The following is a 21,435-nucleotide window of genomic DNA, read 5'->3' as shown; positions in this document are numbered from 1 at the left end:
GAATAAAATTTTATGTTGTGAATGAAAGGAGTTAAAATGACTATTATCCCAACTCCTTGGGTAATGGCTTTAGTTTTAGTAATATTTTTAGTTTTGATTTATTTATTAAATCAAATCTTATATAAACCTTTAATCGGTTTTATGGATGCTCGCGATGCTTCTATTAAAAGAGATAGTGAGGGAATTGAAGGTAATACTAATGAAATTAAAATGCTTAAATTAGAAGCAGAAGAAGTTTTAGCTAAGGCAAAACAAGAAGCTGCAGAGATTAAGAGCAAAGCCCAAGAGGTAGCAAAAGAGAAGGCGGAAATCAAAATTTCTCAAAAAAGAACAGAACTTCAACAAAAATATCTTGAATTTACAAGAGAATTAGAAGAAGAGAAAGAAAGATTGCAAGAAACATTGTTGGTGCAAGTCCCACAATTTCAGGCAGCTTTACAAAATAAATTAAAAAATATCTAAGGAGAAAGAATGAAGAAGATTGCATTGTTTTTGTTTTTAGCTCCATGTTTTGTGTATGCTGCGGGGACAGGTGGAGAAATGGATATTATTGAGCGGACTATCAATTTTGTGATTTTCTTTGCTTTGGTGTATTATTTTGGAGCAGATAAGATTAAAGCTATTTTCAAAGAGAGAAGAGATGGAATAGCACAATCTTTAGCAAAAATTGAAGAAAAGCTTCAAGAAAGCAACAAAGAGAAGCAAAAAGCATTAAAGCAATTAGAAGAGAGCAAAAAAATAGCAAAAGACATTGTTGAAACTGCACATAAAGAATCAGTAATGATTGCTCAAAAGATTGAAGAAAATGCAAAAAATGAAATTGAAAATCTTATTAGGCAATTTAACGAAGAGATGAGTTATGAAAGACGCAAAGTGGAAGCTGGTGTGATTGAAGCTACTCTTGATAAGTTTTTAAATAAAGAGGCAATTGCTCTTGATAAAGAGATTTTAGGCAATGCGCTCTTAAAGAAGGTGGCATAAATGAAAGAATTGATTGCTAAAAGATATATTAAAGCTTATGCAAAAGGTGCTTCACTAGAAGAAATGCAAGCATTACAAAAGATGCTTTTGCTTTTAGGTGCGGCTTTTGAAATTGCTAAGTTTAGAGAAATTTTAACAGCACCTAGTTTAAGTGTGCAGGAGAAAGAAAAGTTTATTTTAGAAAAAGTTTTAGATAATAAAATAGATTCTAAGCAAGCAAATTTTATTAAGATATTAGCAGAGTATGGTAGATTGGAAATTTTGCCACAGCTTTGTGCAGAAGTTGCTTCTTATATTGCAATGCTAAATAAAGAATATATAGCAACTTTAATCACTCCCAGTGCATATGAGGCGAGTATGCTTAAAGAATTTGAAGAGAAATTTGGTAAGAAATTAGGTGTTAAACTAGCATTAGAACAAAGGGTTGTAGAAAATGCTGGTATTAAGCTTGTTGTGGAAGATCTTGGAGTAGAGATTTCTTTTTCTAAAGAAAAATTGGTTCAAGATTTAAAAAATCATATTTTAAAAGCATTTTAATTTTATTTTTAAGGAGTAATAGTGGTAGCGAAATTACAAGCCGATGAAATTAGCTCGATCATCAAAGAAAGAATTGATAATTTTGAGCTTGACTTGAATATTGCTGAGACTGGTAAAGTAATAGCATATGCAGATGGAGTTGCAAAAGTTTATGGACTAAAAAATGTAATGTCTTATGAAATGGTTGAATTTGATACAGGTGATAAAGGACTTGCATCAAGTTTGGAGGAAGGAAGTGTAGGTGTCGTTGTTTTAGGTGCTGGAAAAGATATTAAAGAAGGCACATCTGTAAAAAGATTAGGTAAGCTTTTGCGTGTTCCAGTAGGCGATGGATTAATGGGGCGTGTGGTAAATGCTCTAGGTGAGCCTATTGATGGAAAGGGAGCAATTGAAGTAAGCGAGTATCGCTTTATGGAAGAAAAAGCTCCAGGGATTATGTCAAGAAAATCTGTTCATGAGCCTCTTCAAACAGGTTTAAAGGCTATTGATGCACTTGTGCCTATTGGTAGAGGTCAAAGAGAATTAATTATCGGAGATAGACAAACAGGTAAAACAACAGTAGCTATTGATACAATCATTAATCAAAAAGGACAAGATGTTGTATGTATTTATGTAGCTATTGGACAAAAAGAATCTACAGTAGCACAAGTGGTTAGAAAACTAGAAGAGCATGGGGCTATGGAATATACAATTATTGTAAATGCTCCTGCTTCTACTTCAGCTGCTATGCAATATTTAGCTCCTTATGCGGGTGTAACTATGGGTGAGTATTTTAGAGATAATTCACGCCATGCTTTGATTGTATATGATGATTTAAGTAAGCATGCGGTGGCTTATCGTGAAATGTCATTGATTTTAAGACGCCCTCCAGGTCGTGAAGCTTTCCCAGGAGATGTTTTCTATTTGCATTCAAGATTATTAGAGCGTGCGGCTAAAGTAAGTGATGAGCTAGGAGCAGGTTCTCTAACTGCATTACCTATCATTGAAACACAAGCAGGAGATGTTGCAGCTTACATTCCTACAAATGTTATTTCAATTACTGATGGACAAATTTTCCTTGAGACAGATTTGTTTAATTCAGGTATTCGTCCGGCTATTAATGTTGGTTTATCTGTTTCTCGTGTTGGAGGTGCTGCACAAATTAAAGCTACTAAGCAAGTTTCAGGAACTCTAAGACTTGATTTAGCACAATATAGAGAACTTCAAGCATTTGCACAATTTGCATCTGATTTAGATGAATCAAGTAGAAAACAACTAGATCGCGGGCAAAGAATGGTAGAGGTTTTAAAACAGCCTCCATATTCTCCACTTCCAATTGAGCGTCAAGTGGTAATCATCTTTGCGGGTGCTCAAGGATATATGGATGATATTCCAGTTTCACACATTACTAAGTTTGAAGCAAATTTATATCCTTTCTTGGAGGCAAAATACCCTCAAATTTTTGAAGATATCCGTTCTAAAAAAATGTTAGATAAAGATATAGAGGAAACTTTGAAAAAAGCATTAGAAGAGTTCAAAGCTTCTTTTGCTGTATAAAATAGGAAGTTGTAATGGGAAACAATCTTAAGGATATTAGAAAGCAGATTTCAAGTGTTCTCAATACTCAAAAGACAACAAGAGCGATGAAGCTAGTTTCTACATCTAAGCTTAAAAAAGCTGATGAGATGGCTAGACGCTCTAAGAAATATGCTAGTAAAATTACAGAAGTTCTAGAAGAGATTAAGCAAAAAGTAAGCGATAATCAAGAATTTCATCAAAGTGCATATTTCACTGCTAGTGCTAATACAGGGATTGTAGATATTATTTTGGTTACCGCTGATAAAGGTTTATGCGGTGGCTTTAATATCAATACAATTAAAGAAGTAAATAGACTAATTGCAGATTATAAAAACCAAAATATGAAAGTTAGACTTCGTGTTATTGGTAAAAAGGCTATTGAGTATTATAAGTTTAACGAAATTGAAATATTAGATAGTGCAGTAGGGCTTAGTGCGGTGCCAAATTATGAAAAGGCAGCAGAATTTGTCAATAAAGCAGTAGCAGATTATCTTGAAGGAAAAACTTCTAAAGTGATTATGGTGCATAATGGCTTTAAAAATATGATTGCTCAAGAAATGAAAGTTGCACAAATTCTCCCTATTGAAGGAATGGAGCAATCTAGTGAATGTTCTTCTGTTTTAGAGGTTGAGCCTAGCGATCAAGAAGATTTTGTTTTTGATCAATTAGCGGCAAAATATGTAGAGTTTAGTATGTATTATGCTTTAATCGATTCACTAGCAGCAGAGCATAGTGCAAGAATGCAAGCTATGGATGCAGCTACAAATAATGCAGGAGAGTTAGCAAGAAGCTTGACGGTGGCTTATAATAAGGCTAGACAAGAGGCAATTACAACAGAGTTGGTTGAGATTAATACCGGCGTTGAGTCAATGAAATAAGGAGTAAAAGAAAATGACAGGTAAGATTATTCAGGTTATGGGTCCTGTGGTAGATGTGGATTTTGATGCTTATCTACCTGCGATCAATGAAGCATTAGATGTTGAATTTTCAATTGAGGGAGATTCAAGAAAGCTTGTTTTAGAAGTGGCAGCACACATTGGAGATAATAGAGTGCGTGCAATTGCTATGGATATGACAGAAGGTCTAATTCGTGGACAGGAAGTAATTGCAAGAGGAAATCCTATTAGTGTTCCAGTAGGTGAGCAAGTTTTAGGAAGAATCTTTAATGTAACAGGTGATGTGATTGATGGTGGAGAAGAACTAAAAAATCCAGAAAAATGGTCTATCCATCGTTCTGCTCCTACATTTGAAAATCAAAGCACAAAAACAGAGATGTTTGAAACAGGTATTAAGGTAGTAGATTTGCTTGCTCCTTATTCAAAAGGTGGTAAAGTAGGTTTATTTGGTGGTGCAGGTGTTGGTAAAACAGTTGTTATTATGGAGCTTATCCACAATGTTGCTTTTAAGCATAGTGGTTATTCTGTATTTGCAGGTGTTGGTGAGCGAACAAGAGAAGGAAACGATCTTTATCATGAAATGAAAGAATCGGGCGTTTTAGATAAAGTTGCTTTATGCTATGGACAAATGAATGAGCCACCAGGTGCTAGAAATAGAATTGCTTTTACAGGTTTGACAATGGCAGAATACTTCAGAGATGAAAAAGGGCTAGATGTATTGATGTTTATTGATAATATCTTTAGATATGCACAATCGGGTGCTGAAATGTCAGCCCTTCTTGGTAGAATTCCTTCTGCAGTTGGTTATCAGCCAACATTAGCAAGTGAGATGGGAAAACTTCAAGAGAGAATTACATCTACTAAAAAAGGTTCTATTACTTCAGTTCAAGCTGTATATGTGCCTGCTGATGACTTGACTGACCCAGCGCCTGCTTCTGTTTTTGCCCACCTTGATGCAACAACAGTTCTTAATAGAAAAATTGCAGAAAAAGGGATTTATCCAGCAGTGGATCCATTAGATTCAACTTCAAGAATCTTAGATCCTCAAGTAGTTGGAGAAGAGCATTATAGAGTAGCTACAAGCGTGCAACAAGTTTTACAAAAATACAAAGATTTGCAAGATATTATTGCAATTTTAGGTATGGATGAGCTTAGCGAAGAAGATAAGAAAGTTGTTGAAAGAGCTAGAAAAATTGAAAAATTCCTATCACAACCTTTCTTTGTTGCAGAAGTATTTACAGGAAGTCCGGGTAAATATGTAACTTTACAAGAAACATTAGAAGGCTTTAAGGGAATTTTAGAAGGTAAATACGATCATATTCCAGAAAATGCTTTCTATATGGTTGGGAACATCAATGAAGTTCTTGAAAAAGCGGAGAAGCTAAAAGCTAAAGCATAAGGAGTTTTTAGTGGAAACTTTAAAATTAAATATTGTAACACCCGAGGGAGAAATCTTCTCAGGTGATGTAAAAAGTGTTACACTACCTGGAAGCGAGGGAGAATTTGGAGTTTTGCCGGGGCATGTTGGGGTAGTGAGTGTCTTAAATACAGGTGTTATTGAGATACAAAAACAAGATTCAACAAGTGAAATGGTTGCTATTAATTGGGGTCATGCTAAAGTTGATGAAAAGAGTGTAGATGTCTTAGCAGAAGGTGCTGTGGCTATTAGTGGAAATAATGAGGGAGAAATTGCTCAAGCTATCCAAAATGCCAAAAAGCTTCTTGAAGATTCTACGGATAATCGTGTGGCTTCTTCTATGGTAATTTCTCGCATTGAAAATGCAGCAAAGAGTGTTTTGTGAGTTTAAATTTTTTTGATGATATAGGATTGGTTACGCTAGGAGTTCTAGCGTGGCTTTCTTTGTATCTTATTTGCGTGATTTGGATATTTCTATACCGCTATTTTAGACTTTCATCAATTATTGCCAATGAAAAAGAGGCAGTAGAATCGTTGCTTATGGGTAAAAATTCTTTAATGGCAAATTCTGCTTTAAGTGTCAATCTAAGAAAAGCAGATAAGAAAATTACACAATCAATGTTGCAGTATTCAATGGATATTACTTTAAAGGAAGCAACTCTTGGCTTATCTTTTTTGGCTATTGTCGCCTCAACAGCTCCTTTTATTGGGCTATTTGGGACAGTTATAGAGATCTTGGAGGCTTTTTCAAAGCTTGGTATGAACTCAAGAGCTACTTTAGATGTAATTGCTCCTGTAATTTCTAAAGCACTTGTAGCAACAGCCTTTGGGATTTTAACTGCAATTCCAGCTTATTCTTTTAATCTAGTCTTAAAAAGAAAAGTGTTTGAATTAAATACCTTTTTGCAAGCTCAAATTAATATCTTGCTTAGTCCTAATAGTAAGACTACATCGGTGGAGTAGGATTTGAATTTTATAAAATGGGATGAAAATCCAGAGTTAAATATTACTCCATTGGTAGATATTATGCTTGTTCTTCTTGCGATTTTGATGGTAACTGCACCTGTAATTGTTTATCAAGAAGAGATTACTTTACCTCAAGGTTCTAAAACTTCTAAAATCACTCGAGATTCTAAAATAGAGATTCGCATTGATGCAAAGCGGAGAATTTATTTAAAAGAAGATAGCTATGAATTTAAGAATTTTGCAGATGCTTTTATAAATTTTTCTAATGGATTTGATAAAAATACTCAAGTGTATATTAGGGCGGATAAGAATTTAAAATATGATGATGTAATCTATATCTTAAAAGTAGCAAAAGAAGCCGGATTTTTAAGGGTTTCATTAGTGACAGATGCCTAAGAATATTTTGTTTTTTCTAAGTGGTTTAAGTGCATTTTTAAGCTATGGATTAATTGTTACCTTTTTATATTCGCAATTTTTGCAAGCACAAAAAAAGCCCAAGGCTTATACAAATTTTCAAGAAATTACTTTTAATATTTCTTTGCTAGAAGTTAAAAATGAGAATAAAAATGCCTCTAAGCCTAAAACTCAAGATAAAAAGATAGAAAAGATTCCTCTTGCTAAAGAAAGTGCTTCAAGAAGTCCTAATGTAGGTTTGGGGATTAATAAGCTTTTTTCACAAGTAGATACCAAGCAACCCTTAAAAGAAGAGGTTAAAAAAGAACAAAGCATTAATGATGTAGTGGCAAAAAAGAAAAAAGCTCCCAAAACAACACAAAAAGATACTCTTAAAAATGATTTAGAACAGATTATGTCAGATTTGCAAATGCAAAAAACTATGAGCTTTAATACTCCAAAAGGCGAATATAATGAGTTTTACGCCAAAGTGCAAGAAATCCTAGCTAATAATTGGAATCCAGTAAATCTTAAAGGAAGTTATGAAGCTTTGGTAATCGTGCAAATTAGCAATTTGGGGCAATTTACTTATGAGATTAAAAAATATTCTAATAATGAAGAGTTTGATAGGGTATTAAAAGAGTTTTTAGATATAATGTTAAATACACAATTTCCAAGATATGAAGGTGGAAATTTTACAAATATTGAGGTAACTTTTAAAACTAAGGAGTAAAATGAAAAAGCTATTTGTAGTAGTGTGGATGTGTGTGGGTGTCCTTTTTGCTAAAGTAGATGCAACTTTAGAGGTGGTAAAGCAAGTGGGAAATGCACCTACTATTCTTATTCAAACGATAGAGGGGGGAGGCGAGCTTGCTCCTAAGATTAGTAGAATGTTAATGGCAGATTTGAAAATCACAGGACATTTTAAAGCGCAAGAAGCACAAAATGCAGTTTTAGAAGAAGAAGTGATAAATTTTGATGCTTTAAGAGCAGAAGGGGTTAATTTAGTATTTAGGATAAAGGTTTGGCAAACACAAGAAAATTTAGTGGTAAAGGCATTGCTTTATGATGTGAATTTATCAAGATTAGTATTGGATAAAGAATATAGCACTAAAGAGATTGCAAGTTATCCTATGATTGTGCATAGGATTGCTATTGAGGCAAATGATTATATTAAAGCTCCTAAAGTGGATTGGCTGAATAGAAAAGTAGTTTTAGCTTATTATACAAAATCAGGAGAGAGTAAAATTATTCAAGCAGATTATACTCTTAGCTTTGTGGAAACTTTAGTAGAGGGTGGATTGAATATTTTTCCAAAATGGGCTAATAAAGAGCAAAGTGCTATCTATTATACAAAATACCTAGATAAACCCACTTTATTTAAATATGATTTAAAAACTGGACAGACTACACAAATGTTTAATAGCAATGGTATGCTTGTGGTTTCAGATGTAAGTAAGGATTCTAGTAAGCTACTTGTAACAATGGCACCAAAAGATCAAGCAGATGTATTTTTATATGATGTTGCAAAAAATAGTTTTCAGCAAATCACTAAATATAGAGGTATTGATGTGAGCGGTAATTTTATTGATGAAGAACAAAGAATTATGTTTATTTCTGATAGATTAGGATATCCAAATATTTTTGGAGTATCTATAATGGGTGAGAGTATGGGGGCAGTAGAGCAAATGGTGTATCATGGAAGAAATAATAATGCAGCAAATGCCTATGGAGAATACATTGTTTATTCTAGTCGTGAGAGCAGTGAGGAGTTTGGGCGCAATACCTTTAATCTTTATTTGGTTTCTTCAAAAAGTGATTTTATTCGTAGATTAACGGCAAATGGAGTAAATCAGTTACCTAGATTTTCAAGCGATGGAGAGACGATTATGTATTTAAAACATCAAGAAAATCAGAGTGCTTTGGGAATTATTAGGTTAAATTATAATAAAACTTTTTTATTTCCTTTAAAAGAAGGCGTGATTCAATCAATGGATTGGTAAGTTTTGTTTAATTTAAGCAAAACTTACAAAGAAAATGTGTTATAATGCGTAATCTTAATAAAAAGGGAGAACTTAAAATGAAAAAGTTTTTAGTCTTAGGCTCATTAGCGGCAACTCTATTAATTACAGGTTGTAGCCAAAAAAGTAATGTAGAAACAGCAGGTAGCACAACAACACAAGAGCCTACTTATACTACAAGTGGTTTTAATGCAAATAGAGATAATTTTGTAAATATTGAAGAAAGAATGCAATATATTGAGGGATATTTGCAAAATATCTTTTTTGATTTTGATAAATTTAATATTCGTGCTGATATGCAAAGTGCAATCACAACGGATGCTGAGATTTTTAACTCTGTAACAATGGGGTCTCTTAATGTAAGAGTAGAGGGAAATACAGACGAATGGGGGACAGATGAATATAACTATGCCCTTGGTTTAAAAAGAGCTTCTGCTGTAAAAGATGCATTGGTGCAACAAGGTGTATCAGAGGCAAAAATGGTGTTAGTAAGTTATGGTGAGAGCAAACCAACTTGCAACGATAAAACTAAAGAATGTTGGGCTGAAAATAGAAAAGTTACTTTTAAGCTTTTACCTTAATTGATTGGTGGAGTGGGTTTTGAAAAAAACATTAAGTTTTTTAATTTTAACTAGCTTTGCACTTTTGGCTGAACCTTCCGCATTTAATGCGGGTGGGAATGAGCCACCTAAAACAAAAGAGCAAATTGCAGAAGAAAGACTTTTTAATCTCTCAACGCGCCTTAAAGCTTTAGAGGAATCTCAAGAGGGTTTAAAAAGTATTTTTGAAGGGCAGATGAGAAGGACGCAAGAGAATTCCATTCGTGTCAATCAAGTATTTAATGAGAGTAATGCGACAATTTCTAAAGTAACAGAGCATGTGGATAGCAATTTTGCTCTGCAAAATGAAAATTTAGAAAAAATGAAAGAAAGCATTTTGGCTTTGGGTGCTTTAGTGGAGAAAAATAACCAGCAGTTAAAAGAAGAAATTGCAAATATCAAAGAAGAATTAGAAGCACTAAAAGAAGCCAAAAACTCTTCTAAAGCAGAGAATAAAAAGGAAGCAAAAGAAGAAAAAATAGAAGTTAAAGTTTCTAAAATGGAACCCTCTAAGGCTTATTTAGAAGGGGAAAAATTATTTGCTGAGGGTAAGTATAATGAAGCTTCTATTTATTTTAAATATACTATTGAAAAGCTTTATAAACCAGCAAAAAGCAACTATCTTATGGGAGAAATTGCATTTTTTAATAAGCAATATGAAGATGCAATTTTTTATTACAAGACAAGTGCAACGCGTTATGATAAAGCAGATTATATGCCTAATTTAATGCTAAATAGTGCAAAATCTTTTCAAAGTCTAGGACAAACAGAGAATGCAAAAAATTTCCTAGATACGCTAATTGCATTGTATCCAGATAGTAAAGAGGCTAAAGAAGCCAAAAAACTTTTAAATTAATTTTTAAGGAGAAAATAGTGATAACAAATAATCAAGTAGTTAGTATTGAATATGAAGTAAAAGAAAAAGATAATGCGGATATTTTAGATTCTAATGTAGGTGGTAAGCCTTTAGAATTTATTATGGGAAGTGGAGAGATTATTAAAGGCTTAGAAGAAGCAGTTGTTGCTATGGAAATAGGACAGAGTAGAGAAGTTATAGTAGAGCCTATCAATGCTTATGGTGAATATAATTCAGAGTATATTCAAGAAGTACCACGCGATCAGTTTGTGGGAATTGATTTACAAGAAGGTATGACACTTTTTGGTCAAGGAGAAAATGGCGAGAGTGTGCAAGTAATTGTAAAAGGTTTCAATGATGAAGTGGTGATTGTGGATTATAATCATCCGCTTGCTGGTAAAACATTGCATTTTAATGTAAAACTTTTAGGAGTGAGAGAAGCTACAGAAAAAGAGCTAAGTTGTGGGTTGCACCATCAAGAGCATTCTCATGGTGGTGGAGGATGTTGTGGTGGAGGATGTGGTTGCCACTAAGTGATAAAAAGTGTGCGTTTGCTTATACGCACTCTCCAATCTTCTTTCATTTTGCTCAAAATCCACGAGATTTTGTTGTGAAAGAAGAGCCTCTCTATCCTTTTAGTGGGATAGGAGAGCATTTGATCTTGCAGGTTCGCAAGAAAAATCTTACAACTTTTTCTATGTTGAAGATAATTTCTTCAATTTTTGGTATTAAAGAAAAAGAAATAGGTTATGCAGGGCTAAAAGATAAAAATGCCTTAACTTCACAATTTATTAGTCTTCCTAAAAATAAAGTAGATAAAGAAAAGCTAGCAAATTTTAAACATGAAGAAATCAAAATCTTAAGCCAAACTTATCATCAAAATAAAATAAAATTAGGACATTTAAAAGGAAATCATTTTTTTATACGCATTAAAAAATTAGATACCATCAATCATCAAAAAATTTTAGAATTTATTAAAAAAGTGCAAATATTTGGACTGCCTAATTATTTTAGCTACCAGCGTTTTGGAAATGATGGAGAAAATTATTTAGTGGGTAAAGAGATTGTAGAGGGCAGGAGAAAATTACGCTCTAAAAAAATGGAGCAATTTTTAATAAGTAGTTATCAGAGCTATCTTTTTAATCAGTGGCTTTCTTGTAGAATTGAGCTTTCAAGATTGATTGAAAGTTTTGAAGAAAAGCAAATGAAAAATGCAATTTTGGAATATTTTAAAAATCAATTTTGTGATGATTTTAAAGAAGAGTTACAAGAGATTTTAAATGCAGATTTTTGCAAAGACTTAAAAAGGCAAAAGCATTTTTTTAAACTTTTTGTAGGTGATTATTTATGCCATTATCCTTTTGGTAAAAATTTTAAAATTGAAGAAGTGGTGCATGAGAGTGAAAGATACCTACAAAAAGAAGTTGTGCCCACAGGGCTTTTAAGTGGGATTAAAGCCCAAAATGCAGAAGGGTTTGCAAGGGTTATTGAAGAAAGATTTATGGACTTAAAGATTAAGAGTGTAGGGCAGAGGCGTTTTGCTTGGATATTTTTGGAAAATTTAGAATACCATTACAAAGAAGAAGAAGCACAAGGAGAATTTCATTTTTTCTTACCTAAAGGTGCTTATGCTACAAATTTCTTACGAGAGTTGGCACATCAAGAAATCAGCCTTAAGGAGGAAGAGTAATGTTTGATAGAATCATTGCCAAAAACCAGTTTAAAACCAAAGTTGTGATTGTTATTTATATTGCTATTTTTCTTTTTGTGGGCTTACTTTTGGATATTATAAGAATAAATGCACCTAGTTTGGATTATGGATTTTATATTTTGCTCACCTTTAGAGAGATGCCTACTATTACGATTATATCTTCATTGATAGCTTGTGGAATTGTTTGGTATAGCATTAATAATTTTAAGGGAATTTTACTAAGTGGTACAGAATATAAAGAGATTGACATTGATAATCCCAAAACTATGCAAGAGAGGGATTTATCGCGCATGCTAAAAGAGCTTGTAAGGGAGGCTAGAATTGATTTTATACCTAAGCTTTATTTAATGGAAGCTCCTTACATGAATGCTTTTGCGAGTGGTTGGAGCAAGGATAATTCTTTGATAGCTCTAACTTCAGCTTTAGTGCAAAATTTAAATTACGAAGAAACTAAAGCGGTAATGGCACATGAATTAAGCCATATAAGGCATGGCGATATTCGTCTTACTCTAATGGTGGGTATTTTAAGTAACATTATGCTTTTGGTGGCTAATTATGGTGCAATGTTTTTTATAAATTCTAGAGAGGGTGGGGCAAGAAGTGCTAGAATGATTTTATTGGTGTTACAATTTGTTTTGCCGCTTTTGACTTTAGTGTTGCAAATGTTTTTAAGTAGGAGCAGGGAATATATGGCAGATTCAGGTGCATCTTACTTAATGGGGGATAGCAAACCGATGATTAATGCTTTGCAAAAAATTTCTAACAACTATAAGCAATCTGATTATTCTTTAGTGGATAACAATCCCACACGCAGTGCTTTGTATATTTTTAGTGCTAAAGAGATTTTTAGCACACACCCAAGCATTGAAAATAGAATCCGTGCTTTAATGAGTAGATAAATGGAAGCAAAAATAGAGCAAAACTTTAAGGAGATTTTGGAGTTTATTGGAGAAGATAGTGCGCGTGAGGGATTGGTAAAGACACCAAAGCGTTTGGTAGAAAGTTTTAAGGAGATTTTTAGTGGTTACAAAGTTGATCCCAAAGAGATTCTAGGGGCAACTTTCAATGAAGGTGCAAGTGATGAAATGGTTGTGTTAAAAGAAGTAGAATTTTATTCAATGTGTGAGCATCATTTGTTGCCTTTTTATGGGAGGGTATCCATAGGGTATATACCTGATGAAAGGATAGTTGGGATTTCTGCTCTTGTGCGATTGGTGGAGGTTTTTTCAAAGCGTTTGCAAATTCAAGAAAATATGACAACACAAATTGCAGAAACACTTATGGAGGTTTTAAAGCCCAAAGGGGTTATGGTTGTGGTAGAAGCACAGCATTTATGCATGATGATGCGTGGTGTCAAACAGCAAAAGGGGACTTTGATTACAAGTGCAGTAAGAGGAATCTTTAAAAGTGATCCACGCACAAGAGAAGAATTTATGGGACATATTCGTTAGTTTTTGTTGGAATTGTAAATAGTTGTAGTTAAAATAAATATAAAGATTAATGCCTTTTTCTAAGGATAATTAAATATTTTCTTATTGCTTAAAAAGCTTAAAAAAGAAATTTATTTGGATTTTCTTTTGGAATTAGAAACTTGTGAAGACTTTTTGTTTATCACAAAGAAAAGGATGCAGACTAACTCTTAGGCGTTTGTAATAACCTAAAAGGCAGTGAATATATTTGAAAAGCAATCTACAATGGCATTGAGTAAGGTTGGAGTGGTTTATTTTAGTAAAGAGATTACCGTAAATCCCACGGGATTCAATGATAGGGCAGTAGGTAAAGGTTTCATAATAACTTCCTCTTCCGCAACTATGAGAAAGCGAAGCGATGAAGCAGTCCATAAAGAGATACTTTGTCTTTGTTTTATAATGACAAAGGGGAAAGCTTTGGGTATTGATAAAGAAGGGAAAACTAAAGGATTTACAATGGCAAAAGGTATCTTAAAGCTATCAACAAGTTTGTTTTAAAAATGCCTAATGAAGTCATAAAGAAAAAGCCTTTACTTATTTTTTAGGAGAAGTTTTGGTTAAAATGATTTTATTAAGAGCTCAAAAAGATAAAAGTAAGAATCTAGCCATTGCTTTAAAAAATAGCCTTATTGATGTAATAGACTTTTATTTATTTAAAAATATTTTTAAATAAAGTTTATTTTGGGTTATAGAACATATAAATTTAAGTTCTATAATCTGCATTGATTTTGACATATTCATAGCCTAAATCACAACCATAAGCAACAAAGTTTTCATCTCCTAAGCCTATATCACAAGTTATTTTAAAGGAATCTTGTTGCAAGATTTTAGCAGCACTCTCTTCAATTTCTTGGGTAAATAATATTTCTCCTTTGTGATATACACATATTTCATCAAAAAATATGCTAAGAGTTGTGCTATCACAAGTAATCCCGCTTGCTCCTATTGTAGAAGCTATCCTTCCCCAGTTTGGATCGCAACCAAAAAGAGCAGTTTTAACAAGCAGTGATTGGCTAAGGGCTTTAGCGCAAGTTTCTGCTTCTTCTTTTGTTTTTGCGTTTTTAACCTCAAAGGCTACAAGCTTATTAGAGCCTTCTCCATCACGCACAATATCCGTTGCTAGTTTTAGCATAATTTCTTTCAAAGCAAATAAAAAGGCTTCTTTATGATAGTTGCCACTTTTTTGGCTACTAAGGAGTAAGATTGTGTCATTTGTAGAAGTATCCCCATCTACTGAAATTGCATTAAAAGTGCTTTTTGAGGCTTCAAGCAATAGAGGCTTCATATCTTCTTTTGGGGTGGCAGCATCTGTTGTAATAAAACAAAGCATAGTTGCTAGACTAGGATTAATCATGCCAGCACCCTTGCAAATTGCACCGATTTTAAAGCTTTTATCTTCATAACGCACTTCATAGGCAATCGTTTTTTCAAATCTATCGGTTGTCATGATGGCCTTAGCAGCATTTTGATTGTTTTTAGCATTCAAATCAAACTTAGAAAATGTGTTGATTATTGTTTCTTTGGGTAATGGAACGCCTATAACACCAGTAGAAGCCATAATAGGATTCATAATTTTGGTATTCAATGTAGGCTCTAGTGCATTTAATGTGGTTTTTACATCTTCAATGCCTTTTTCTCCGGTAAGTGCATTTGCATTTTTAGAATTAATCAAAACAAAGTTAGTTTTAAAATCTTTTGGGTATTGTAAGTAGTGTAAAATAGGAGCTGCCCTAAATTTATTTTGCGTAAAAATTGCTTCAACTTGCAAAGGGCTATCTGAATAAATAAAGGCAATATCTGGTGCATTATCCTTTTTTAAACCAGCACTTACTCCATCACAAAAAAATCCTTCTGCTGCACAAATTCCATTATGAATTGGGAAAATTCTAAACATATTTTAACTCCTCGGGTTTATCTTTTTTTCCTATTAGGTGTTTGATGGCTCTTACGCCATGGGAAGTTCCTATGACTAAGAGTTTGCATTCGCTTGTTACAAGAGTATCTTCGCTAGGCATAGAGATAAATTTACCATCTTTTTGTGTAATGCCTACAACAGAAGTTTGTGTGATCTCTCTAAAATGTGCTTCTTTTAACTTTTTTAACACAAGCCAAGAGTAGCGAGGAACTAGAATCTCTTCTAAATCTAGTGGAGTATCTTTTTGATAAGCAAAGCGTTCTAATAGATTCTCCATATCTGGACGCGTTGCCATTGCATTCACTCTTTGTGCAAAAAGGCGGGAGGGAGAAACAACAGAATCTGCACCTAATTTTTTGAGTTTTTCTTCATCTTCGTTGTTTTGAGCTCTTCCTATAATGTAGTAAGGTTTTCTTCCTAATTCCTTTTCATAAAGTCTAATAGTGGCAATTTGTGCGATATTATCGGCTGTATTGTTTGAGAGTGTAACCACTCCTTTTGCGCTAGATAAATGGCATTTTAGCATGGCAAGTTCTGTGTGAGGATCTTCATTGATAAAATAGGGGTAGTGGTATTTATTTGCAATGTCTTCTAAAGATTGAATATTATCTACAACTACAAAAGGAATATGAGCCTTTCTGAATTGATCTGCTAATTGAATGGTGTATTCATTATGATAGCAAATGATGAAATGGTTTTTTAATCTTGCGATTTTATAAATCATATTGCGTTCCTTGATAACTGAAATAAGTTTGCCCCTATTTAATGTGTCTATTATACTAATCACACAAAAGCTTAAAACTGCTGAACCTGCTAACATTACAATAGAAGTATAAATGATATCTAAAGCATCAAATTCACTTTCTTTTAATGCTCCAAAACCTGTTGTTGTAAAGGTGTAAGAGCCTTGAAAAAAAGCTTCAATGAGAGTATAGTCTGTTATTAAAAGATAACCTAAAGTGCTTAAGAAAAGTCCTAAAAAGAGTAAAATAAAAGGAGCCCTAAAAGGTTTTAGCTGTTCATATAAAATCCCAGATATATCTACATCGGGTTTTTGAGAAGATTCCCAGTGGATAAAATTTTTAAATTTTTCAAACACTGCTTAATCCAAGAAAGGAGGATTAAGAGTGTTTTTTCATTGTGCGTAGAGTGGAAGCGGCAATTCTAATTTTTCTACTTGTGCCATCTTCAAGTTTAACTCTTAGAGTTCTAAGATTTGGTAAAGATCTTTTTTTGGTTTTGTTATTAGCATGACTTACATTGTTTCCAACCATTGGACCTTTGCCACTTAAAATACATCTTCTTGCCATTGTTAATCCTTAAGATTTTCATAAAATAAACTTGCTATTATACTTTAAAATTATAATAGTAAGTTTAAATCTTTTTAAATATCAACTTTTTTGTCATTTTTTAAATAAATTGCAAGAGAAAAACTAATAAAGAGATAAGGCTTAAAATAATAATTCCTTTATTAATTTTTTCAAATTCTTTTTGTAAAAGACACATTAAAAGATAGGCTATAAAGCCAAAAGCGAATCCTGTTGTGATTGAGTAGGTTAAAGGCATCATAATAATGATAAAAAATGCACTTACAGCTATGGATTTGTCTTTAAAGTTGATGCTAGCAACTTCAGCAAACATTAAAATACCCACAAGCACTAAAATAGGATAGATAGAATTAGCAGGAATAGCCTCAAAAAGTGGAAGCAAAAACAGAGTTAAACCAAAGCAAAGAGCAGTAACTAAAGCACTAAGTCCAGTCCTACCACCTGCTTCAACCCCAGCAGAACTTTCAACAAAGGCTGTAACAGTGGAAGTGCCTACAATCGCCCCTAAGGCAGAACTTAAAGCATCAGCACTTAGAGTTCTTCCCATTTTCTTTTCGCCTTCTTTTGGATCATCAAAAATCTTTCCTCTTGCTCCAATTCCTGTAATAGTTCCAACACTATCAAAAAGTTGTGTTACAAAAAAGGTTAAAACAATAGGAATCATACTAAGCTCTAAAGCACCCATAATATCTAATTTTCCAAAAATAGCACTCAAACCATTTTCACCATAAATAATGGGTAAAGAGATAATCTCTTTTGGAAAATTTGCACCATCAATTTTGAAAATCCAAGCAAAGATTGCACTTATAAAAACTGCTAAAATAAACGCAGCTTTGATTCTCCAAGCCCAAAATGTAAGTGCTAAAAACAAACCAAAAAGACTAAAAAGCACTTGTGGGGAAGTGATGTTGCCTAATGCTACTAAGGTGGCTTCATTTTTAGTGATAATACCCATTTTAATAAGTCCCATAAAAGCAATAAAAGTCCCAATGCCTGCAGAAATTGCTCTCCTTAAATCTAGTGGAATATTTTTAATAATCCATACTCTAAAATGCGTAAAAGAAAGGAGTGTAAAGAGTAATCCAGATAAAAATACAGCACCCAATGCACTCTGCCAAGGTATTTGGTAAGTGCCACAAACACTAAAGGTAAAATAGGTATTTAACCCCATTCCTACGCTCATAGCCACAGGAGTGTTTGAAAAAAGAGCGCTAAAAGTGGTGGCTAGAATAGTTATAAGTGCAGTGGCGATAATAAGGGCACTAAGAGGCATGCCAGAATTGCTCATAATATTAGCATTTAAAGGAACGATATAAATCATAGCTAAAAATGTAGTGATTCCTGCATAAATTTCTGTTTTAAGGGTTGTGTTATTTTCTTTAAGCTTAAATAAATTCATAAAAATCCTTAAGAAACTTTGATGGATTAAGATTTAAAGCATAACATTATTTTACTTATCTTTTAAGAAGAGTGATGATAAAAAATATATTCATCAAAGATAATTTTGGTAAGTTTTTAACATAAAACAAGAAAAACTTGTTTTATGAAGGGGGAGGGGAGTTATTTGTTTATAATTCCATATTTTAGGAAGATTTCTTGAGCTGTATTGCTTTTTAAAAATTGTATAAAATCCTCTAATTCCTTAGAAGTATTGATTTTGGCAATAAAAAGTTTTTGAGGTTTGTAGAAGTTTGTTGGGATTTCTAAAAAATTTCCTAGTTTTTGTTTGTTTTCATAATAATATCTTGTGTTTAAAAAAGCTGCATCTATTTTGCCCTCTATTAGTTCATCAACGCCTAAATGCAAGTCTTGTGTGAGAATAATTTTGGGTTGGATATTAGGATAAAATTCTAAACTTTCTAAAAATTTTTGACTAGCCTCTCCAAAAGCTCCTTTTTTAGAATCTAAAACTAAGATTTTATTTACTTTTTGTAAATCTTTAAAATCTTTTAAAGCAACACCCTTTTTAGAGACTAGCACAAGCTTGTTTAATCCAATCATTTCTTTACTAGTGTTAATTTCTAGTTTTTGTAGCATTTGTTCTAGTCCTATTAGTCCATCTAGTTCTTTTTTACTTATCTGTTCTTTTAAAAATTTCATATTTCCATAGCGTCGTATTACTTTGCTTTTGTGGCTTTTATGAAATTCTGTAATAATTTCTTCAAGAGGTTTTTTGTAGCCTCCACCTATGCCTATTACAATATCAGCTAATGCTAAATTGATTCCAAAAATCGCTAAGATGAATATTATTTTTTTCATTTTCTATCCTTATTGTTAAAATTTGTTTAAAATCGTATTTGTAGTTAATCCAAAAATTCCTCCTTTCATTAAAGGTTTGGTATTCGTTGGTATAGTTGATTCTTCCTCCACCCATACCGCCACCTCTTTGTTTGTATGCAAAAGGTTGAAAATAGTTTTGGTCCAAAAGATTGTTGATTGTGGCACTAAGGGTAATGTTTTTGCTAATCTTATAGCTTGCACCAAGATTAAAAGTATAGTAGTCTTTGTATTTAATGGTTGTAGAGCCATCAAGTTTTTGATATTGTGAGCTTCTTAAAATATCAAATCTACCATTAGCGCTTAAAAAAGAACTAAATCTTCCGTTTTTGTAGTTTAGTTTTACCATAGCTATATGCCTTGGAAGTCCTTCTACTCTTTCACCACCAAAAGGATTCTTTTGTAAGCCTTCACTATCAGAACCTTTATAAAATTGTTCCAAATAAGTATAAGTGGCTTCTAGGCTAAATCCATAAAAGCTAGCAGTGTCTAATCCTACTTCTACACCTCTTGATTGATTTTTGCCTCTATTTGTCTGGATATAGCAAGTATCAGATTGACAAATTTGCCCATTGGGTAAAGATTCTCCTAAAAGAAATTCATCACTAAAGAGCTCATTTTTAAAATCAACAATAAAGCCTGTTAGACTAAGATTTGCATAATGGTTTAAATTAAAATTTACTCCAAACTCATAGTTTGTGCTTTCTTCAGGTCTTATATTTGGGTTTCCATAGTAATCGTAAGTTTCTCCGGAGTTATTTTCTCCGCTAGCATAAATGCCATTTGTGAGATATTGAGCTCTTGGGGCACTATATCCTTTAGAAATTCCTCCTTTAAAAGTGAGCCATTCTAAGGGTTGGTAGGTAAAAAAAGCTCTTGGTATTAAAGCTCCATCAAATAAGTCACTATAAGTATATCTTGTGCCTACACCAAGACTTAAATTGTTTTGAATAAAATATTCAAAATTTACATAAGGTGCAAGATATAAATTTCACTACCACCAAGATAATCATCATATTGATAGTTTAATCCACCAAGAAAGGATAAATCTCCAAATTTACCTAAAGAGATAGGAACATTTGCCTTACTTTCTGCAATATAAAGGTTAGATTTTGCTAGGTTGCTACCTTTTTGATGTCTTGAGTTTTGCATTTGAAAATAGGTATTTGTACTTAGTTTTGTATAGTTTCCATCATGGTTTAATATCAGTTTATTTCTATGTACTTTTCTATTAGCCATTCCACTATTTGGATTGTTTTCTTCAGCGCGTTTCATATTTGTGTTTTGTGAAAAATGTTCCCCATCTAAGTAAAAAATATTTTGCGCGTCAAATTTATAAGTGGCTCTTGCTCCGATATTTCCTAAAGAATAAGTTCCGCTAGCACCTTGAGCGGACATATCGCTGTTTGGGTATTTTAGATTCATAGGATCTTTTTTAAAAATCTTACCTCTTAAGGATAAAGAGAGTTTATCTTTGATTAATGGAAATGCTAAATAAGCACTTGCCACTCTTTGGTTGCCATATTCGTTTGGGTGTTGTTGGAATTTTGTTTCCAAAGAAATAGAACCGCTAAAATCATCAGCTAATTTTTTAGTGATGATATTAATCACTCCTCCTATTGCATCGCTTCCATAAAGTGTGCTAGCTCCTCCTCTAATTACTTCAATTCTTTCTATCATGAAAATGGGCGGAATATATCCATTATCTTCACCTGTGGCATACATATTGCCATTAAAGTTTTCTCTAAATCTATTTACTTCATTAATGCGTTTGCCATCTACTAATACTAGAGTTCTTCCCTCGCCAAACCATCTAATGCTAAAAGAATAAGTTCCTACTCCGCTTGGCGTTACATCTACACCGGGAATCCCTATAAGAGCTTCCCTTAAATCATGAATTTGTCTAGTTTGTAATTCTTCTTTGGTAATGATAGAAACACTGCCGGGAGCAAAAAGCAAATCTTGTTTGAGGCTTGTTTGGCTTACAATAGATTTTTCTAAAGAGTATATCGGGTTTGTTAAGATATTTTGTGCTGTAAATAGTAGGGTTAAACTTACAATTTTAAGTTTCATCAATCTTCCTTTTATAATTATTAAAAATGATAACGAGTCTTAATATTATTTATTAAAATCTTATGTAACAAAGTTACATAAGATGAAAAGCCAATAAATTTAATATGTTAGTATTTAAAATTTAAAGAGGGTAAGAGGGTTGTAGAGTTTTTGTGGATAGGATTGTGTGGTTTTTAGAGAGGATTTAAATATTTTTAAAAGTATTGTGTTTTTTGTGATGAGGTATTTTGTTTGGTGACTATTATTTAAGGATTGCTAAGGCTTTTGGAGTAGGGCGGGGACTATTGTTATATTGAGATACTAGTAAATTTATATTTTATGGGTTTTAGAAATTTGTAAAGAGTATTTAAAGCGTAACTATTTCAAGATATTTTTAGTGAAAATCCTATAAATGCGATATTAAACGCATATAAAAAGTGCCATTTTAAATTTCTGCAAA

25 protein-coding genes are annotated in these 21,435 nt (G+C 32.9%); 18 read left to right on the top strand and 7 right to left on the bottom strand.

All coding sequences use genetic code 11. The features are described from left to right. Nucleotides 1-63: 63 nt before the first annotated feature. The 18 genes from EBF09_RS06230 (at nucleotide 64) to EBF09_RS06145 (ending at nucleotide 13,901) form a co-directional block, all read left to right on the top strand. Nucleotides 64-462, top strand: a complete 399-nt coding sequence (locus tag EBF09_RS06230) for a F0F1 ATP synthase subunit B family protein (protein ID WP_232817674.1) — start codon at nucleotides 64-66, stop codon at nucleotides 460-462. Between the two features lie 9 nt (nucleotides 463-471). After that, nucleotides 472-981 (top strand): F0F1 ATP synthase subunit B, encoded by a 510-nt coding sequence (locus EBF09_RS06225; protein ID WP_121764275.1) that lies wholly within the window; start codon nucleotides 472-474, stop codon nucleotides 979-981. Next, nucleotides 982-1,518, top strand: coding sequence for a F0F1 ATP synthase subunit delta (locus tag EBF09_RS06220; RefSeq protein ID WP_121764274.1), 537 nt, complete (start codon nucleotides 982-984; stop codon nucleotides 1,516-1,518). Nucleotides 1,519-1,539: 21 nt separating this feature from the next. Next, nucleotides 1,540-3,054 carry a F0F1 ATP synthase subunit alpha gene (gene atpA / locus EBF09_RS06215; RefSeq protein WP_121764273.1) on the top strand — a complete coding sequence of 505 codons (1,515 nt, stop codon included), beginning with the start codon at nucleotides 1,540-1,542 and terminating at the stop codon, nucleotides 3,052-3,054. 14 nt (nucleotides 3,055-3,068) lie between these two features. Beyond that, nucleotides 3,069-3,953: an ATP synthase F1 subunit gamma gene (atpG, locus tag EBF09_RS06210; RefSeq protein ID WP_121764272.1), complete on the top strand. Its 885-nt coding sequence runs from the start codon at nucleotides 3,069-3,071 to the stop codon at nucleotides 3,951-3,953. A 13-nt stretch (nucleotides 3,954-3,966) separates the two neighbouring features. After that, nucleotides 3,967-5,370, top strand: coding sequence for a F0F1 ATP synthase subunit beta (gene atpD / locus EBF09_RS06205; protein ID WP_121764271.1), 1,404 nt, complete (start codon nucleotides 3,967-3,969; stop codon nucleotides 5,368-5,370). A 10-nt stretch (nucleotides 5,371-5,380) separates the two neighbouring features. Beyond that, nucleotides 5,381-5,773, top strand: coding sequence for an ATP synthase F1 subunit epsilon (atpC, locus tag EBF09_RS06200; RefSeq protein WP_121764270.1), 393 nt, complete (start codon nucleotides 5,381-5,383; stop codon nucleotides 5,771-5,773). Next, nucleotides 5,770-6,351: a MotA/TolQ/ExbB proton channel family protein gene (locus tag EBF09_RS06195; protein ID WP_121764269.1), complete on the top strand. Its 582-nt coding sequence runs from the start codon at nucleotides 5,770-5,772 to the stop codon at nucleotides 6,349-6,351. The genes atpC and EBF09_RS06195 overlap by 4 nt, the downstream gene beginning before the upstream one ends. A 63-nt stretch (nucleotides 6,352-6,414) precedes the next feature. Continuing rightward, nucleotides 6,415-6,750, top strand: coding sequence for a biopolymer transporter ExbD (locus tag EBF09_RS06190; RefSeq protein ID WP_408609809.1), 336 nt, complete (start codon nucleotides 6,415-6,417; stop codon nucleotides 6,748-6,750). Beyond that, the gene (locus tag EBF09_RS06185; RefSeq protein WP_121764267.1) at nucleotides 6,743-7,480 is read left to right on the top strand and encodes a TonB C-terminal domain-containing protein; all 738 of its coding nucleotides are present in this window, start codon (nucleotides 6,743-6,745) and stop codon (nucleotides 7,478-7,480) included. Before EBF09_RS06190 ends, EBF09_RS06185 begins: the two co-directional genes overlap by 8 nt. A 1-nt stretch (nucleotide 7,481) precedes the next feature. Beyond that, nucleotides 7,482-8,750 (top strand): Tol-Pal system protein TolB, encoded by a 1,269-nt coding sequence (gene tolB, locus EBF09_RS06180; RefSeq protein WP_121764266.1) that lies wholly within the window; start codon nucleotides 7,482-7,484, stop codon nucleotides 8,748-8,750. A 77-nt stretch (nucleotides 8,751-8,827) separates the two neighbouring features. Further along, entirely contained in the window at nucleotides 8,828-9,349 is a 522-nt protein-coding gene (locus EBF09_RS06175) for an OmpA family protein (RefSeq protein WP_121764265.1), read from the top strand. Between the two features lie 19 nt (nucleotides 9,350-9,368). Then, entirely contained in the window at nucleotides 9,369-10,223 is an 855-nt protein-coding gene (locus tag EBF09_RS06170) for a tetratricopeptide repeat protein (protein WP_121764264.1), read from the top strand. 17 nt (nucleotides 10,224-10,240) lie between these two features. Then, a complete protein-coding gene (locus EBF09_RS06165) occupies nucleotides 10,241-10,756 on the top strand; it encodes an FKBP-type peptidyl-prolyl cis-trans isomerase (protein ID WP_121764263.1) in 516 nt (171 codons plus the stop codon). Further along, nucleotides 10,726-11,913 carry a tRNA pseudouridine(13) synthase TruD gene (gene truD, locus EBF09_RS06160; RefSeq protein WP_232817673.1) on the top strand — a complete coding sequence of 396 codons (1,188 nt, stop codon included), beginning with the start codon at nucleotides 10,726-10,728 and terminating at the stop codon, nucleotides 11,911-11,913. The genes EBF09_RS06165 and truD overlap by 31 nt, the downstream gene beginning before the upstream one ends. Beyond that, nucleotides 11,913-12,833, top strand: a complete 921-nt coding sequence (gene htpX, locus EBF09_RS06155; protein WP_121764261.1) for a zinc metalloprotease HtpX — start codon at nucleotides 11,913-11,915, stop codon at nucleotides 12,831-12,833. Before truD ends, htpX begins: the two co-directional genes overlap by 1 nt. A gap of 12 nt (nucleotides 12,834-12,845) precedes the next feature. Further along, nucleotides 12,846-13,385, top strand: coding sequence for a GTP cyclohydrolase I FolE (folE, locus tag EBF09_RS06150; RefSeq protein ID WP_198672549.1), 540 nt, complete (start codon nucleotides 12,846-12,848; stop codon nucleotides 13,383-13,385). Nucleotides 13,386-13,601: 216 nt separating this feature from the next. After that, entirely contained in the window at nucleotides 13,602-13,901 is a 300-nt protein-coding gene (locus EBF09_RS06145) for a hypothetical protein (RefSeq protein WP_157978174.1), read from the top strand. 205 nt (nucleotides 13,902-14,106) lie between these two features. On the opposite strand, the gene argJ is transcribed toward EBF09_RS06145, so the two are convergent. From argJ to EBF09_RS06110, 7 genes are all read right to left on the bottom strand, one after another. Next, nucleotides 14,107-15,297, bottom strand: coding sequence for a bifunctional glutamate N-acetyltransferase/amino-acid acetyltransferase ArgJ (gene argJ / locus EBF09_RS06140; protein ID WP_121764258.1), 1,191 nt, complete (start codon nucleotides 15,295-15,297; stop codon nucleotides 14,107-14,109). After that, entirely contained in the window at nucleotides 15,290-16,417 is a 1,128-nt protein-coding gene (locus tag EBF09_RS06135) for a potassium channel family protein (RefSeq protein ID WP_121764257.1), read from the bottom strand. Before EBF09_RS06135 ends, argJ begins: the two co-directional genes overlap by 8 nt. Nucleotides 16,418-16,439: 22 nt before the next feature. Continuing rightward, nucleotides 16,440-16,628 (bottom strand): 50S ribosomal protein L28, encoded by a 189-nt coding sequence (gene rpmB / locus EBF09_RS06130; protein ID WP_111230342.1) that lies wholly within the window; start codon nucleotides 16,626-16,628, stop codon nucleotides 16,440-16,442. Between the two features lie 100 nt (nucleotides 16,629-16,728). Continuing rightward, a complete protein-coding gene (locus tag EBF09_RS06125) occupies nucleotides 16,729-18,045 on the bottom strand; it encodes an NCS2 family permease (RefSeq protein ID WP_121764256.1) in 1,317 nt (438 codons plus the stop codon). A 161-nt stretch (nucleotides 18,046-18,206) separates the two neighbouring features. Next, the gene (gene modA, locus EBF09_RS06120; RefSeq protein ID WP_121764255.1) at nucleotides 18,207-18,905 is read right to left on the bottom strand and encodes a molybdate ABC transporter substrate-binding protein; all 699 of its coding nucleotides are present in this window, start codon (nucleotides 18,903-18,905) and stop codon (nucleotides 18,207-18,209) included. Continuing rightward, nucleotides 18,850-19,875, bottom strand: a complete 1,026-nt coding sequence (locus EBF09_RS06115; protein WP_121764254.1) for a TonB-dependent receptor domain-containing protein — start codon at nucleotides 19,873-19,875, stop codon at nucleotides 18,850-18,852. Before EBF09_RS06115 ends, modA begins: the two co-directional genes overlap by 56 nt. 14 nt (nucleotides 19,876-19,889) lie before the next feature. Continuing rightward, nucleotides 19,890-20,996 (bottom strand): TonB-dependent receptor plug domain-containing protein, encoded by a 1,107-nt coding sequence (locus EBF09_RS06110; protein WP_121764253.1) that lies wholly within the window; start codon nucleotides 20,994-20,996, stop codon nucleotides 19,890-19,892. Nucleotides 20,997-21,435 lie beyond the last annotated feature (439 nt).

The sequence above is a fragment of the Helicobacter burdigaliensis genome (genome assembly GCF_003670295.1).
Taxonomy (GTDB): domain Bacteria; phylum Campylobacterota; class Campylobacteria; order Campylobacterales; family Helicobacteraceae; genus Helicobacter_D; species Helicobacter_D burdigaliensis.
Note: the sequence above shows the minus strand (reverse complement) of the source record. Positions and strands in the feature narration are given on the sequence as shown.

Excerpts from the sequence above, each read along its gene's own strand:
- EBF09_RS06230 (WP_232817674.1), top strand. The coding sequence starts at position 64 with ATGGCTTTAGTTTTAGTAATATTTTTAGTTTTGATTTATTTATTAAAT.
- EBF09_RS06225 (WP_121764275.1), top strand. The coding sequence starts at position 472 with ATGAAGAAGATTGCATTGTTTTTGTTTTTAGCTCCATGTTTTGTGTAT.
- EBF09_RS06220 (WP_121764274.1), top strand. The coding sequence starts at position 982 with ATGAAAGAATTGATTGCTAAAAGATATATTAAAGCTTATGCAAAAGGT.
- atpG (WP_121764272.1), top strand. The coding sequence starts at position 3,069 with ATGGGAAACAATCTTAAGGATATTAGAAAGCAGATTTCAAGTGTTCTC.
- atpD (WP_121764271.1), top strand. The coding sequence starts at position 3,967 with ATGACAGGTAAGATTATTCAGGTTATGGGTCCTGTGGTAGATGTGGAT.
- EBF09_RS06190 (WP_408609809.1), top strand. The coding sequence starts at position 6,415 with ATGCTTGTTCTTCTTGCGATTTTGATGGTAACTGCACCTGTAATTGTT.
- EBF09_RS06185 (WP_121764267.1), top strand. The coding sequence starts at position 6,743 with ATGCCTAAGAATATTTTGTTTTTTCTAAGTGGTTTAAGTGCATTTTTA.
- tolB (WP_121764266.1), top strand. The coding sequence starts at position 7,482 with ATGAAAAAGCTATTTGTAGTAGTGTGGATGTGTGTGGGTGTCCTTTTT.
- EBF09_RS06175 (WP_121764265.1), top strand. The coding sequence starts at position 8,828 with ATGAAAAAGTTTTTAGTCTTAGGCTCATTAGCGGCAACTCTATTAATT.
- truD (WP_232817673.1), top strand. The coding sequence starts at position 10,726 with ATGTTGTGGTGGAGGATGTGGTTGCCACTAAGTGATAAAAAGTGTGCG.
- htpX (WP_121764261.1), top strand. The coding sequence starts at position 11,913 with ATGTTTGATAGAATCATTGCCAAAAACCAGTTTAAAACCAAAGTTGTG.
- argJ (WP_121764258.1), bottom strand. The coding sequence starts at position 15,297 with ATGTTTAGAATTTTCCCAATTCATAATGGAATTTGTGCAGCAGAAGGA.
- rpmB (WP_111230342.1), bottom strand. The coding sequence starts at position 16,628 with ATGGCAAGAAGATGTATTTTAAGTGGCAAAGGTCCAATGGTTGGAAAC.
- EBF09_RS06125 (WP_121764256.1), bottom strand. The coding sequence starts at position 18,045 with ATGAATTTATTTAAGCTTAAAGAAAATAACACAACCCTTAAAACAGAA.
- modA (WP_121764255.1), bottom strand. The coding sequence starts at position 18,905 with ATGAAAAAAATAATATTCATCTTAGCGATTTTTGGAATCAATTTAGCA.
- EBF09_RS06110 (WP_121764253.1), bottom strand. The coding sequence starts at position 20,996 with ATGAAACTTAAAATTGTAAGTTTAACCCTACTATTTACAGCACAAAAT.